The following is a 14,379-nucleotide window of genomic DNA, read 5'->3' as shown; positions in this document are numbered from 1 at the left end:
AAAGTAGTTGATCGCACCCCTGTTTACAGTAGCGGACTCAATCATGTGGGGATTGCCCACATGGGCGATCGCGAAGTCACCGTTGTAGACCTAAATTGGCAATTTTTCAAAAGCAGTTCAATCTCTGATTCCGGCGGTTATCTTGCGATCGTGCAAAGTCAAACAGGTGAATTTTATGGCATTCCCGTGGCGAACACTCCTGTCTTAATCGAAGTGCCCTTATCCATGTTCCGAGTGTTACCAGAATCCTATCGCCGTGCGGATACCTTAGAAGTCGCTAGCCATGTTGCCGTTATTCCTCAGCAAGGAACACCCTTAACGATTTTTCTGCTCGATGTCGAGCTACTTCTGCCCCTTTTCCAAAAGCTGGCGACAGTCCAATAATACGAAGTGGCCTTCAATGCTGGAAGCCGTACCTATGCGAAGCACTAGAAGATGTTTTTGAACTGTACTCTCGGTTGAAGAAACAGGTGAAAATCAAAGAAGACAGTGTGCGGTTTTATCCCTTGTCGCGGCAGATGTGGGGACAGGTGAAAACTTGGGGAGTGGGGACAGATATGACACAAGCGCCTGGGAGCGTGGTTATCTGATGCGTTGTATCATGAGGTAGCCGACGCTCAAGCAAAAGGGCTGAAAGGCTGATTCTATCGTTGTGAGCGTCGGTCGCTTTTCCTGGATGGGTTTCAGCGATTTTTTCAGGGAGTTTTGCCAGAATTGCCAGGGAAAAATTGGTGAGCGTCGGAAACGGCTTCTGGACACTAGGCGGGGCAAAGGTTTTAAATAGAGGAGTCCCCACTCGCTGGGGAAACTAATTGAATGGAAACTTACATCTTCAGTAAACAATAAAGCTTTATCAATTTCTAGTCCCCACTCGCTGGGGAAACTAATTGAATGGAAACTACTTCTATGCCCTGTTCACCGTTAAATCGGATGCCAGTCCCCACTCGCTGGGGAAACTAATTGAATGGAAACACATTGTTTGTAGGGGCACGGCATTGCCGTGCCCTTACTGTATGCTATGTTCCACTAGGTTATTGATTTTGCAATTTGGCTTTGTAAAAAACCCGAAACGCGGAAATATTTAAAATTACCCCCAGCGTAAGCCTGCCGTACTGAATAACCCAAAATGCCAGCAAGGACTGGTAATCGAAACTCCGCACCCCCTAAACCAATTAATCCTCCTAACACCCCAATCGGCACAGAGTAGAGAAAAGATAAGCGGAAACGACGTGATTGCAAGAAATTGTCTGTTGACCTTGGTACAGACAATTTATTCTTTTTCATCAACTTCTGCCTTTTCGCCTCAAGGTTGACAAAATCTACCTTCTGGGAATAGGTTACTGCACAACCTGACGCATATAGTTAGCCCACAACTGAGCAGCTTGAGCACTACTCCCGCTAGTTGGAGAGTTGTTATCGTTACCGAGCCAAATCCCGGTAACCAACTGACGACTCGGAACAAAGCCAATAAACCAGAGGTCAACATTTCGGTCAGTCGTACCCGTCTTCCCCGCCACATCTGGTGCGATCGCAGCGGAACGACCTGTCCCTCCTTGCACAACACCCCGAAGCAGAGTGGTCATCGTATCTGCGATTTGGGGGGAGACGGCTTGCACACCCTTGTCGGTACTTTGAGAAAAGTCGAAAATGATCCGACAGGTGCTTCGGTCGTTCTTGTCTTTACATTGACCACTGTCGAGAATTCGTTTGATGGCATGGGGACGGTTCCAGAAACCGCGATTAGCGATCGCCGCATAAGAACCGGTAATTTCCAAAACGTTAACTTCGCTTTGACCGATCGCTAATCGGGGAACCTGCTTGAGTTCTGAGCGAATACCCAGGCGATTCGCTGTCTGCACCACATTATCCAAACCCGCATCCATCGCAACCCGAACGGCAATTACATTCTCCGATTGCGCTATGCCGGTGTACATACTAACCTCACCACCCGAACGTTCGCAACCCCGCAATCCGTAGGCGGGGGCACAGGAGTAGGTTTTTGAGGCTGGGATGCCTTGCACTAATGCGGCAGTGTAGTCAAAGAGTTTGAACGTAGAGCCCGGTTGTCGCTTGGCTAGGGTAGCGCGATTAAACTGACTTTGTTGGTAGTCTACACCCCCGATGAGGGCGCGAATTGCCCCATTGCTCGTATTGAGGGTGACCAATGCCCCTTGAGAGAATCTCAAGCGAGACCCCTCGTTACTCACAAAGGAACGTAGCGCCGCTTCCGCTTTGGCTTGAGTGTTTAGATCAAGAGACGTTTCGACAATAAAGTTTCCTTCTTGAGCCAAGTCTTCTCCGAGTAACTCCCGAAGTTCCTCGAAGACATAGCTGTAGAAGTAGGGTGCCTTAGTGCTAGCGAGGAATGCACGCGCTTTGGGGCTGACTTCAATTCGCGATCGCCTTGCCTCGTTGGCCTCTTGCTGGTTAATCAGCCCTAAGGCACGCATCCGAGTGATTACACGATTGCGTAATCCCAATGCCGTATTGTAATCCTGAATCGGATTAAACCGATTCGGGGCTGGCAAAATCGCTACCAGCGTTGCGGCTTCTGAAAGGTTCAAATTCTTCGCAGACTTGTCGAAATAAAACTGAGCCGCATCCTCAAACCCAAACGCATTAATTCCCAAGTAGATGCGGTTTAAATAAACCTTTAAAATCTCATCCTTACTATAGAACGTCTCCAGTTTCATCGCGACCACGGCCTCCCGGAGTTTCCTGCCGGCACTATTTTCCCGTCCGACATAGTCAGTAAACAAACTCCGAGCCACCTGTTGCGTTAAGGTACTCGCCCCTTGGCGAATGCCGCCGCCCCGAAAATTGGTCACCAATGCTCGTAAAATTCCATAAGGGTCTACGCCAAAGTGCCAGTAATAGCGGCTGTCTTCTGAAGCGATCACGGCCTTGGGCAGGTAGGGGGAAAAGTCTGATAACCGTTGCAGTTCAAGGTGAGCTGTTGTTCGGGGTTCACGCAGGTACGTTCCATCCTCGGCAGAAATTACGACTGGCCCATGAACTCCGAGTGGCAGAGGTCGCACCGGTACTTTTAGCCACTCAACGCCAATGATGAGTACCAACAAAACCGTTAATCCACCCACACCATAAAGGATGTAACGAATCGCCAGGATATACCAAGGGGGTGGATCGACATACTCCAACCGTACTGCGGCAGCTAATTCGGGTGGACCGATGGTAAGGATGTCACCGTGACGCAGGACTAGGGAAGAGAGGCGACGCCTGCCCCGATAAATTCCATTGGTGGAGTTTTCGTCTTTGATGATAAAGTTTCTCTGACGCCGCCCATAGCGTTCTAAAGACAGATGAATCTGACTGACCACTGGGTTGCGCACGACGATGTCGCAGGATTTAGAACTGCGTCCCAGCAAGTATCGGTCTCCCAAGAGGGGATAGACTTCGGCTTTAGCCGCACCGGCATCTTGTACCAACAGTTCTGGTACTCTGGCATTAGGCTTGAGCGCCAATGCATTAAAGTTAACTCTGGCTTGAATGGTCTGTACAGCCTGAGTTAGCTGAGTCAGCAGCGTTTTTGGCGGTTGGGGCGGTTTGGGGGATTGGGGGGAATTCATCTTTAACCAGGAGCTGTAGGCTTTGTAGCTCTTGATTTATTTTACTCGCTACCCTCCAGAAGCCGTTGTTGCTTTGAAATCCTGAGTTCAAAATCAGGTAATACTTTTGAGACTCCTCTATTCTCAAGCGGCGATCGCACTGCAAAATGCTCAACTTTACGGTTCTCCCATACTTATCTAATTGAGGGCGTATGCCATACGCTCCTAGGAATACATATTTTGTTTCTCTTGTCAAATACTATTACTTGACCGGCTCCCTAGTCATGATTATTGCTCAACCTCGCGCTGGATACACCTTACCCGTATTTGCCTGTGCAGCCGCTCTTGCTGCCCTGCATTGGTTGCATCAAAAGCAACCGTTGGATGCTGTGCCAGTAGACTTAATCGAGCCTCCAGAAACGGTAAATATTCCCATCGAGCAAGTGGCTGGAATTCGGGAAGGGATGGCGCTAGCGATCGCACGTTCTCAACCGGGTGATAACCTTGATCTCACTCGCAATACCCCAATTTGGGCCTTAGTAGAATGGGGAGAATCACAGCAAACCGAACAGGTGCGGTTAGTGGGTGGTGAGGGAATTGGACGACTGCTCAACGCGGATGGGAAAGCCGCAATCTATGTTTATGCCCAGCGATTGATCCAGGAAAATCTAAAGCGTCAACTGGCACCGGAGGAAAAAATTCAGGTGACCCTGATTCTTCCGGAAGGGCGTAAACTGGCGGAACGTACCTCGAATGCTGCTTTTGGCGTTGTAGAAGGACTCTCCCTACTAGGGACGACGGGAATTTCTCAACCTCTAAGTTCCCCCGGTCAATTGGAAGCATTCCGTGAGGAATTACAACACAAAGTCAGTCAATTAAACAATAATCAACAACCTCCCAATGACCTATTACCCATTACCCATTACCCAACCTTAGTATTCTGTGTAGGAGAAAACGGTCTGGATTTGGCGCAACAGCTGGGTATCAATCCAGAACAACTGATTAAAACTGCCAATTGGCTGGGGCCAATGTTGGTGGAAGCGGGATTGCAGCAAGTCCCTGCCATTTTGTTGTTTGGCTACCACGGCAAGTTGATTAAACTGGCGGGTGGGATTTTTCACACTCACCATCACCTCGCTGATGGACGCATGGAAATTCTCACGGCTCACTGCGCTAAGCTGGGTTTACCCACGTCGGTTTTACAGGAGGTTTTTGCTAGTACGACGGCGGAAGCGGCGCTGAAGTATCTGCGCGACTTGGATGCTACCAGTGGCAGCCATTGGGTGGATCAGGTTTACGGCGTGATCGCGTCTACAATCGATGCTCGCTCCCAAGACTATATCCGCAAGCACAGCGAACAAGACGTTCGCGTCGGTTGTGTGCTGTTTGATCGCGATCGCCAAATCATCACTCGTAGCAAAACAGGTGCCGCGTTATTGTCGCAATTATGTTAATTTTGTATGAATCTCTACAGACTTAAACGATAGAAACCTTAGAGTTTCAATCTATCTATTCACCGCAATAGATATTCGCTGCTCATGGGAAGGCTTTGGCAGCGAATTGTTTGCACAATCACACAATTTCTATGACGGACGCAGCAGTGACACTACAGACAGGACAAGCATCTCACGACACCGAGACTTTATCAACATCGTCTCTGGCCGATCGGTTAAATCGCCAGATGATCGTCATTCTAGACTTTGGCTCTCAATACTCTGAGCTGATCGCTCGTCGCATCCGCGAGACTCAAGTCTACTCCGAAGTTCTCTCCTATCGCACCACCGCCGAACAGCTACGACAGCTTAACCCGAAGGGAATTATCTTCTCTGGTGGCCCCAGTTCCGTCTATGATGCGGGTGCGCCTCACTCAGACCCAGAGATATGGAATCTGGGGATTCCTGTACTAGGCGTCTGCTATGGGATGCAGTTGATGGTACAACAACTCGGTGGTCAAGTAACGCGAGCCGAACGGGCGGAGTATGGTAAGGCATCACTGATTATTGATGATCCCACCGATTTGCTCACCAATGTGGACGATGGTTCCACCATGTGGATGAGTCACGGGGACTCCTGTGAGATGTTACCAGAGGGGTTTGAAACCCTAGCCCATACCGAGAATACGCCTTGTGCTGCGATCGCGCATCATGAAAAAAAGCTGTATGGGGTGCAGTTCCATCCAGAGGTTGTCCATTCCCTAGGGGGAATGGCTCTGATTCGTAACTTTGTCTACCATATCTGTGACTGTGAACCCACCTGGACAACGGCAGCTTTTGTCGAAGAAGCAATTCGGGAAATTCGCGGGAAGGTTGGGGATAAACGGGTGTTGCTGGCACTCTCTGGCGGGGTTGATTCATCAACCCTAGCCTTCTTACTTTATAAAGCCATTGGTGAGCAACTCACTTGTATGTTCATTGACCAAGGCTTCATGCGCAAAGGAGAGCCAGAGCGATTGCTGAAACTCTTTAAGGAGCAATTTCACATTCCGGTCGAGTATGTGAATGCGCGCGATCGCTTTCTCGAGCAAATCGCAGGTATCACAGACCCCGAAGAAAAGCGCCGTCGCATCGGTCACGAATTTATTAACGTCTTTGAAGAAGAGTCCCGACGCCTTGGCCCCTTTGATTATCTGGCTCAGGGTACCCTTTACCCCGATGTGATTGAGTCGGCGGACACCAACGTCGATCCCAAAACGGGTGAACGAGTCGCGGTGAAAATTAAGAGCCATCACAATGTCGGAGGCTTACCGAAAGACTTGCGCTTCAAGCTGATTGAACCGTTGCGTAAGCTGTTCAAAGATGAAGTCCGCAAAGTCGGTCGCTCCATCGGCTTACCCGAAGAAATTGTCAATCGGCATCCCTTCCCTGGGCCAGGGTTAGCGATTCGCATCCTGGGGGAAGTCACCGCCGAACGGCTGAATATTTTACGTGATGCCGATCTCGTCGTCCGCCAGGAAATTAATCGCCGGGGAATCTACCATGATTTTTGGCAGGCATTTGCCGTATTGTTGCCAATTCGTAGTGTGGGGGTGATGGGCGACCAGCGTACCTACGCTTATCCTATCGTCTTGCGTCTAATTAATAGCGAGGATGGCATGACCGCTGATTGGTCACGGGTGCCTTACGACTTGTTGGAAACTATTTCTAACCGGATTGTCAACGAAGTCAAGGGAGTGAATCGTGTGGTCTACGATATCACCTCCAAGCCCCCTGGCACGATCGAGTGGGAGTGAAAACCTGTAGGACTGCTTTTAGACTAATCCATGAAACCCGCTCTCACCCCTCGGTAGGGCGGGATTTTTGGGCGGTGATAGCAACCCACCTGAACAAGGCTAACGCAACAGGCTACATGCACCCCCAGAAAAATGGTGTATTGAGGCCAAAACGGCGTAGCGTATGTCCTGAAAAAACTCCCCAAAAAAGTCAGAGCAAGTCATACACTCATGGCATTATACAAAATCACAAACCAGGGGAAGTAACAATGAAGATAGACGAACTACTGAGACAATATGCCGCCGCAGAACGAAATTTTGCCAACGTCGATTTAACGGCGGTGAATTTGCGGGAAGCCAACTTAGTGGGTGCCAATCTCAGTGGCGCGAATCTGAGTAAGGCTGATTTGCGGGAAGCAAGGCTAGGGCAAGTCAACCTGACTCACGCTAATCTCAGTGGTGCTAACCTGAGTGAAACCATTCTCTGGGGTACAGACTTCAGTGAAGCTAACCTGCGCCAAGTTGAGTTGCGAGAGGCTGATTTGAGTAGTGCAAAATTAATCCAAGCTGATTTAGAAGAAACCACCTTGACGAAGGCATGTCTGCGGGGGGCGAATTTGAGTCGTGCCAATCTTTCCCAGGCCATACTATTTGAAGCCGACTTACGCCCTAGCTCGGATCAACAGACTGATTTGGGATATGCGAATTTGATCGGGGCAAATTTGAGCTATGCCAACCTAAGTGGAGCGCTATTACACGGGGCTAAACTTGATGGAGCCAAACTTTGTCGAGCCAATTTAGGCGTTCGTAGCTCCGATCAATCCTACCAGACCGACCTGAGTGAAGCGAGTTTACAGGGAGTCGATCTGAGTTTTGCCGATTTGAGTGGGGTGAATTTGTGTAAAGCCAACCTACGGAACGCTGACCTCACCCAAACCAACCTCAAAAATGCTAGCTTGCAAGGGGCTATCATGCCCGATGGCAGCATTCACGAGTAGGAAGTAGTCTACACAGTTCAGAAAACGTCTTGTAATCGGCTTCGGGGGTCAAATGGACACAATCAAGGTTCACCACTCAAAAACCCTCAAAAAGTTGCAAACTCACCTACGCCGCTTGGTCGGGAAAGCTATCCATGATTACAACATGATTGCGGATGGCGATCGCATCATGGTGTGCTTATCGGGTGGCAAGGATTCCCACACCTTACTCGACCTATTGTTGAGCCTCCAGCGCAAAGCCCCTGTGCAGTTCGATATCCTAGCGGTGAACCTAGACCAGAAACAACCGAGTTTTCCAGCACATGTGCTACCGGAATATTTAGAATCTCTGGGCGTATCGTATCGGATTATCGAAGAAGACACCTACAGCATTGTGCAACGAGTTATCCCTGAAGGGAAAACCATGTGCGGTTTATGCTCGCGCTTGCGTCGCGGCATTCTCTATCGCGTAGCAAGTGAAGAGGGTGCAACGAAAATCGCTCTTGGTCACCATCGGGATGATATTGTGGAAACTTTGTTTCTCAATATGTTTTATGGAGGACATCTTAAAGCCATGCCCCCCAAGCTGTTGAGTGATGATGGCAAACATGTCGTTATTCGACCGTTAGCTTATTGCTCGGAACAAGACATCGGGGATTATGCAATCGCTCAACAGTTTCCGATTATTCCCTGTAAACTTTGCGGCTCTCAGGAAAACTTGCAGCGAGTCCAAATTAAGCAATTATTGCAAGATTGGGAAAAGGAATATCCAGGACGGACGGAGAATTTATTTCATAGCATTCAGAATGTTACGCCCTCTCACCTTGCCGATACTCAGCTCTTTAATTTTGCCAATTTAGGGACTTTGGGCATGGATGAATAAATTTTATTGAATGGTTTTCAAGCCCATGTGTATTCAAATTACATTTAGTGTATATTTGGCCAAAGCCAAAGTCCTAGAGTGATAGGAATAGCTACGTAAGCATAAGAACGGAGATTCATCACTAAAATAGTCATTCCCAACGTTGAGGAAGGCTGAGACAAGAACCTCACTATACAGAATCCTTCTGAAACAAGACTCAGAAAAAAGCCCACCGAAAGGAAAATGACAAAAGCTACAATTTGCAGACTATTGGTGTGGAAATCTATGCTAAAACTGGAAAAAATAGGAACAGTTACTGTTTGCCAATTCAAAGAATTAATAAACTTAATTAGTATAGATTCAAGAAATAGGCTTAAAAACCATAAAGTACCCCAGACTATTGGATGCCAGCTAAAAGCTTGTAAGTGAATTCGCTTTAAAAAATGAGTTGATAGTGCGCCTAACAAGAGAAAAAATAAGCCCAGCATTAGGTAAATGTTCAAAGAGGCATAGGGTAAAGATGCCAAGCCTAAAACAAAAAATAAACCAACGACTGTAGAAAATAAGTTAGCTACAGTTGATATCTGAATGCATTTAAAACGACTCAAATGCTCTCGTTTAGCGAGAGTAATGCTTTCAACCCCAATAATGAACAATAATCCAATGCCAAAGCTAGCAATTGAGGCAATTAAGGGTAAATCTAAAAGTATCACGCCTGCGGGAGGCCAGCTATTGGCACTTGCTGTTTGTGGACTCAACAACAGTATTCCTACTGTGAGCAGTAGGACTTGAACAATACGTCTTTTCGGAATAATCAACTGACTCTTTTCGATATAGCTGAAAATCTTACCAAAAGTAGAGAAAATTAATCGATAAAACAGCAGCTAGAGATTGCTGAAAATAGGTAAATTAAGGAAAGTCAAGAGCATTTTGCTTGAGTTGAGCCAACGAGACGTATTCCAGGGCTAATGCATGGGTGGCTGACAACACGACCGGTGGAGCAACGCCAGCATCCAAAGCTTCCTTCCAGCGTGAGGCGCACAAACACCAGCGATCGCCGGGTTTCAAACCTGGGAAATCAAAGGCTGGTACTGGCGTACTCAAATCATTCCCGCTGGATTGCGTAAAGGCTAGGAATTCTTGTGTCATTTGGGCACAGACAATGTGTGCGCCAATGTCACCCGCTCCAGTGCTACATTTTCCATCACGGTAAAATCCAGTCATGGGGGATGTGCAGCAGGTTTCTAGTTCTCCCCCAAGGACGTTTCTAGCATTAGTCATAACAACAGCTTCTCTGCAAAAGGCTCTCAATGGGTAGATTAGCAGAGATAAGCTTGCGATCGGCAAGAGGCGCTCTCGTAATCAGGGCGATCGCGCAAGCTCAATATTGTTGACGTTGAAACCTAAATGCTACACTTGCAATACAAGTAGCTAATCCTTTGTGAGTCCTAAAGTAGTGGTAGGAGAAGTTTCATTAAATACCGATTAGCTGATGACAGCTTTTAGTCCTGAATCGGGCTGTATCCATTTTTTGAACTGGTACCCGGAAGACAGAGGGCGATATGAGCTGAATTTATAGAGTGATCGCCCTTGTGCGGTAAACATTATTAAGTATTTCTCTCGTTGGTAACTATACCTCCAACTTGTCTCGTATAGCTTCCTCTTTATCTCTAAACCCAACTAATACCGCCGTTCCATCCTTAACGAGAAGCGGTCGCTTGAGCAACATTGCATCCTGAGCAAACGCCTCAATCCACTGCTCATCTGTCCAATCGTTCTTCTTGTCACCTAGCGCCCGGTAGGACTGTCCAGAGGTGTTCCGCATCGATTTAGACCCCAAAACTTCCGCCCAACGTTGAATCATCTCACGCGCTGGTGGATGTTCCTTTGTATTAATGAACTCATACGCTATAGCGTTATCTTCGAGCCACTTCAACGCCTTCTTACAGGTTCCGCAGTTGGGTATTCCATAGACTTGGATAGACATCAGGCTGGTTAATTAATCTCAACGGCTATGCTATGCACCCATATTTTCCTACTATTGCACCATAAGTAGTGCCCATCCTTTCAAAAAAAAAGAGAGCCACCAAGGCGACTCTCCCGATCATCAGGGTGCATCTACTAGTCTTATTATGGTATTTGGGGGTGAGGGGTGTCACCCCCAGGTCAGCCATTTTTAACAAAACTTTAAATATTATTTAATTTGAACACAATCAGGACTTACGCGGTATAGAAAAGTTTTTAGCAATTTTGTACTGATTTGTACTAAAAATATGTACCCATGTAGGTGTTGCCAGAATAGCGCGATCGCCTCTTGATTTCCGTACCCCTTTTACGGCGACCTGTACTTAGTCTTCTGATTGATTGAGTTGATATGTCATACCTTGAGAAGTTCTCGTATACAAAGCGATCGCAGTTTTATAGGTTTCGTGTTGCTCATAACAGCAACATTACACGATAATTTCATAAATCCGTTACGAATTGACTAACCCACTGATAGAATCTTGAGCTTCTATATACCGCTATGAACTTGTGAAATACTCTACTAAACTAAACAAACGACGGCTAATCACCAGTAGTCGTTTTGCCAATAATTGCTGGAGGAAACGAGCCAGGTGGGACGAATATTTATTGATGCGGGTCATAGTAGTCGCAACCCAGGAATGATTGTTGGTGGCACCACTGAAGCTAAGGAGATGATATTACTGCGCGATTTAGTCGTGCGAGAGTTGCAAAATCGAGGTTTTGATGTTCTCTCTGTGCCCGATGCACTGAGTATGAGTTCTACCATCAAATGGATTAATGCCCAAGGTCGTCGCGGTGACGTGGCATTGGAAATTCGCACCAATGCCTATCAAAATCCCGCTCTTCAAGGCGCGACCGTCTTTTACATTGCTAACAATGTCCAGCGTCAGAAAGATGCAAAGTTACTGCTAGATGCCCTCCTTTCTAGTATTGCCCAACCGGATAGGCGAGGAACAAAGCCAGACATAATAGAAGGTGTAGGGTTTCTCCCCTTCTGCCGTGACATTGTCCTCCCCTCCCTAGTCATGGAAGTAGGCTTTCTGACCAACGACTTGGATAGGTTTTTACTTCAGAACAAACGCGGCGATTTTGCAGTAGGAATTGCCGATGGACTAGATACTTGGAGCCGTAATGTATCTGGCACGAGACCTGCTCCGTGGAGGGGCTATTCTCAGATCGGGATTAAGCTCAACCACCAAGAAGCTTACAGGCAAAAGGGCATCTTGGCTAATGGGAACGCCTACGTTCCTATAGCTCTGGCAGCACAACTAGGAATTGATTTGAACGATGCTCCTGTGATCCCCCGTCTCCAGTACCAGAATGTAGTGTATGTTAGAGCCGTTGACCTGCAAGACTATAGCATTTCCGTCAGTTGGGATAATGCTAGCCGCTCCGTAGTTTTGATTCAGCTCAACCAAATTATGGGAAAGGGGCTCACCTCAAAAGAGCAGTTGAGCGAGTTTGTCCAAGCCAACACCAACAATAAGGAAGTTGCTGACCAGTTTAAGGACTTACCCAAACTCTACGTTGAAGAAGCTTTAATTGAGGGCATCAATCATGACATCACCTTCTCTCAAATGTGCTTTGAGACTAACTTCCTGGCCTTTGGCGACGATTTACAGCCCACTCAAAACAACTTTGGCCGTATACTTAAGGCCGGTAGTTCCGAAAGTGACACATTCCCCAGCGCTCGCATTGGTGTTCGTGCCCATATCCAACAATTGAAAGCCTACGCGGCTGGTTCGGCTCAGATAGTGCAAAAACCACCAGTTAGCGATCGGGTTTACTATTTACCCTCTGGTGGCATTGGTCGTTTTGTTGAACAGTTAAATAATCGCTGGTCGGTAAATCCGCAGTATGGCAATAACATTTTGAATCTTGTCAGACGCCTCTATAAATCAGCTAGCTTGCTATAAAAAAGTCTTGTTCAATCTGAGTAGATAATCGATCGCAACTCTATTACTTATCAGTTTTTTGTTTGTTTTTTATGCAGATCGATTGATGGTAAGGATTCAGGTCGCGCATCAGGTGCTAGCTGTAGTGACCCGCTTTCCAGAAATACTCCGACCTGCTCTCCAATGTACAGCGATCGCATAACTTATAAGAGTAGCAAGACTTGTGTAAATAGGAGCGATCGCATTCTTTCGACGCATCTCTAATTTCGTTGGTGAGTGGACAAAAAGGATGACGATGGACGGTAGGGGCGCGATATGTCGCGCCCCTCCGATGATGATTGTCACCCCTCCATCAAACTCCACGCCCAAACAGCAACCCACCCTCACCTCTTCAAGCTCTCAATCTCCTCTGGCGTAAAGGGATTCTTATTGTTCAATTCCTCGCTTAATCGCCTCGTCAAACGCTTCCCCCGTTTGAATATCCGTCTTATTCGTCCAAACCGTGATACTCTCTCGCCTCAAACTGTTGCGAATCTTCTCCATCGTCGCCCTATCGGTATCGGCGTAGGAGATAAACACCTGCGTCATCAAGTTGTTGGCATTCTTGATACTTTCGGTGATGTACTCGCAATGCAAATCGCTAGGAACACAAGGCGGTTGTTCATTTTTAAAACGTATCTTCAACCAAGATTCTGCCTGTTGTCGTTCTTCCCCAATTAACAGATAGCTTGTTTGTTTTTGATGACGTTCCCACTCCAAGTCTTTGGCTAAAAATCGGGTATGCTGTTCCACATAATCGGCATGAGAACCGAGTAAACTAATTAAGCCCGAAAAAGCAGTCTCAAAATCGTCTATACCCTCTCTAAAATACACCCAATTAATCTTTTCAATAGTCGGGTGCATATTTTTAAAAACCGTATGTTTCCCTTGCGTTTTGTACGCTTCCCAATCTTGGGGCGTACCATGAGGGAATCTCTGCTGCCAAGTTTCCTGACTAATTTGCTCAACGTGCAACAGCGGAATAATCCGCTTTTTGCGCTTAATCGCTAGCTCAATTTCCTTCAGGCAATAAGGCGAATTCACCGAATGGGGAGCAATGATAAATAGAAAATTATGCCCCTTCTCGATACCATCATCAATTTGATTTTGGAAATCGACTCCAAGGGGAATATCATTTTGGTCAAACCAAACCTTAAACCCAACTTCGAGCAATCTCCCATGAAGTTTTGTTGCAAAAAGTTTACTATCAGCTCGTCCGTAGGAGATAAAGGCATCGCAAAATTTATTCATTCGTGAGGTAGCTGCAAAAAACGACAGAAACAACGTCTTGACACGGCTTCAGGCGATGACAATTATTACTATTTAGATAGATGCAGCTCTGCGAAGAATTTTTCTCTTTTTGGAACTATAGCAAATAGCATTCGGTAAAGCCACTTATTCAGCCTTGTCGCAAGTTTGCTCCACAGAGGATTGGGGCGGTAGTAGAGCCGATTGCTTTATCCCTCAGCCAGTAGCCAGCCCTTCTCCACCATTTTGCGTATAGCAAAAGGCAGACGGTAGAGGGCAGAAGGTTTTTATGTTTATTACTGCTATGTGGTCGTTTCAGCCGTTAACTCGGCCCTAACCTTTATGGCGACAGCGATAACTCACGCTGTAGCGTCCGCCGTGAAGTTTCCAGGCAAATTTCCTCAAGGTTCTAAATCGTTAGCCACCCTGTGCGATCGCAAACATGAAGGCTTGGCACTGCCGGGGTGCTTTCGTTAGCGGATTGGAGGAGGACAGAGGAGTTGATGGCACAGCAGGCGATCGCAATCGCAACATAGCGAGTTTTCCAATGGATAGACTA

Annotated in this window: 13 protein-coding genes and 1 pseudogene; 6 read left to right on the top strand and 8 right to left on the bottom strand. The window is 47.1% G+C overall.

What is annotated here, in order from left to right; all coding sequences use genetic code 11:
• On the top strand, positions 1–384 hold a 384-nt coding region (locus V6C93_RS01860), incomplete at its 5' end, for a chemotaxis protein CheW (protein ID WP_333474939.1).
• Between the two features lie 115 nt (positions 385–499).
• Here the strand turns inward: V6C93_RS01860 and V6C93_RS38695 are convergent.
• The 3 genes from V6C93_RS38695 to V6C93_RS01845 form a co-directional block, all read right to left on the bottom strand.
• A complete protein-coding gene (locus tag V6C93_RS38695) occupies positions 500–796 on the bottom strand; it encodes a hypothetical protein (protein ID WP_414644118.1) in 297 nt (98 codons plus the stop codon).
• 230 nt (positions 797–1,026) lie between these two features.
• Entirely contained in the window at positions 1,027–1,284 is a 258-nt protein-coding gene (locus tag V6C93_RS01850; protein ID WP_333474937.1) for a hypothetical protein, read from the bottom strand.
• 53 nt (positions 1,285–1,337) lie between these two features.
• Entirely contained in the window at positions 1,338–3,587 is a 2,250-nt protein-coding gene (locus V6C93_RS01845) for a transglycosylase domain-containing protein (protein WP_333474936.1), read from the bottom strand.
• A 263-nt stretch (positions 3,588–3,850) separates the two neighbouring features.
• Between V6C93_RS01845 and cbiD the strand changes: the two genes are divergently transcribed.
• From cbiD to ttcA, 4 genes are all read left to right on the top strand, one after another.
• Positions 3,851–5,020 (top strand): cobalt-precorrin-5B (C(1))-methyltransferase CbiD, encoded by a 1,170-nt coding sequence (cbiD, locus tag V6C93_RS01840; protein ID WP_349262590.1) that lies wholly within the window; start codon positions 3,851–3,853, stop codon positions 5,018–5,020.
• 131 nt (positions 5,021–5,151) lie between these two features.
• On the top strand, positions 5,152–6,795 hold the full coding sequence (guaA, locus tag V6C93_RS01835) for a glutamine-hydrolyzing GMP synthase (protein WP_333474934.1): 1,644 nt from the start codon (positions 5,152–5,154) through the stop codon (positions 6,793–6,795).
• 248 nt (positions 6,796–7,043) lie between these two features.
• The gene (gene hetL / locus V6C93_RS01830; protein WP_333474933.1) at positions 7,044–7,772 is read left to right on the top strand and encodes a heterocyst differentiation pentapeptide repeat protein HetL; all 729 of its coding nucleotides are present in this window, start codon (positions 7,044–7,046) and stop codon (positions 7,770–7,772) included.
• Between the two features lie 52 nt (positions 7,773–7,824).
• Positions 7,825–8,634, top strand: a complete 810-nt coding sequence (gene ttcA / locus V6C93_RS01825; protein WP_333474932.1) for a tRNA 2-thiocytidine(32) synthetase TtcA — start codon at positions 7,825–7,827, stop codon at positions 8,632–8,634.
• Between the two features lie 44 nt (positions 8,635–8,678).
• Here ttcA and V6C93_RS01820 read toward each other — a convergent pair whose 3' ends face one another.
• From V6C93_RS01820 to V6C93_RS01810, 3 genes are all read right to left on the bottom strand, one after another.
• Positions 8,679–9,371 carry a hypothetical protein gene (locus V6C93_RS01820; RefSeq protein ID WP_333474931.1) on the bottom strand — a complete coding sequence of 231 codons (693 nt, stop codon included), beginning with the start codon at positions 9,369–9,371 and terminating at the stop codon, positions 8,679–8,681.
• Between the two features lie 151 nt (positions 9,372–9,522).
• Complete coding sequence (locus tag V6C93_RS01815; protein WP_333474930.1) at positions 9,523–9,894, bottom strand: DUF2237 domain-containing protein; 372 nt, start codon at positions 9,892–9,894, stop codon at positions 9,523–9,525.
• A 349-nt stretch (positions 9,895–10,243) separates the two neighbouring features.
• Positions 10,244–10,600: a Spx/MgsR family RNA polymerase-binding regulatory protein gene (locus V6C93_RS01810; RefSeq protein WP_333474929.1), complete on the bottom strand. Its 357-nt coding sequence runs from the start codon at positions 10,598–10,600 to the stop codon at positions 10,244–10,246.
• 628 nt (positions 10,601–11,228) lie between these two features.
• Between V6C93_RS01810 and V6C93_RS01805 the strand changes: the two genes are divergently transcribed.
• A complete protein-coding gene (locus V6C93_RS01805) occupies positions 11,229–12,554 on the top strand; it encodes an N-acetylmuramoyl-L-alanine amidase (RefSeq protein WP_333474928.1) in 1,326 nt (441 codons plus the stop codon).
• Between the two features lie 108 nt (positions 12,555–12,662).
• Here the strand turns inward: V6C93_RS01805 and V6C93_RS01800 are convergent, their stop codons facing one another.
• Positions 12,663–12,878, bottom strand: coding sequence for a hypothetical protein (locus V6C93_RS01800; RefSeq protein ID WP_333474927.1), 216 nt, complete (start codon positions 12,876–12,878; stop codon positions 12,663–12,665).
• Positions 12,879–12,962: 84 nt separating this feature from the next.
• Positions 12,963–13,823 (bottom strand): annotated as a pseudogene (locus V6C93_RS01795) (toll/interleukin-1 receptor domain-containing protein); the annotation flags it as partial.
• Positions 13,824–14,379: the final 556 nt, after the last annotated feature.

Origin of the sequence: Allocoleopsis sp. (genome assembly GCF_036703385.1) — a bacterium.
GTDB lineage: Bacteria > Cyanobacteriota > Cyanobacteriia > Cyanobacteriales > Coleofasciculaceae > Allocoleopsis.
This window is presented reverse-complemented; position numbering and strand designations above follow the sequence as displayed.

Excerpts from the sequence above, each read along its gene's own strand:
- V6C93_RS01815 (WP_333474930.1), bottom strand. The coding sequence starts at position 9,894 with ATGACTAATGCTAGAAACGTCCTTGGGGGAGAACTAGAAACCTGCTGC.
- ttcA (WP_333474932.1), top strand. The coding sequence starts at position 7,825 with ATGGACACAATCAAGGTTCACCACTCAAAAACCCTCAAAAAGTTGCAA.
- V6C93_RS01845 (WP_333474936.1), bottom strand. The coding sequence starts at position 3,587 with ATGAATTCCCCCCAATCCCCCAAACCGCCCCAACCGCCAAAAACGCTG.
- V6C93_RS01810 (WP_333474929.1), bottom strand. The coding sequence starts at position 10,600 with ATGTCTATCCAAGTCTATGGAATACCCAACTGCGGAACCTGTAAGAAG.
- V6C93_RS01850 (WP_333474937.1), bottom strand. The coding sequence starts at position 1,284 with ATGAAAAAGAATAAATTGTCTGTACCAAGGTCAACAGACAATTTCTTG.
- hetL (WP_333474933.1), top strand. The coding sequence starts at position 7,044 with ATGAAGATAGACGAACTACTGAGACAATATGCCGCCGCAGAACGAAAT.
- cbiD (WP_349262590.1), top strand. The coding sequence starts at position 3,851 with ATGATTATTGCTCAACCTCGCGCTGGATACACCTTACCCGTATTTGCC.
- guaA (WP_333474934.1), top strand. The coding sequence starts at position 5,152 with ATGACGGACGCAGCAGTGACACTACAGACAGGACAAGCATCTCACGAC.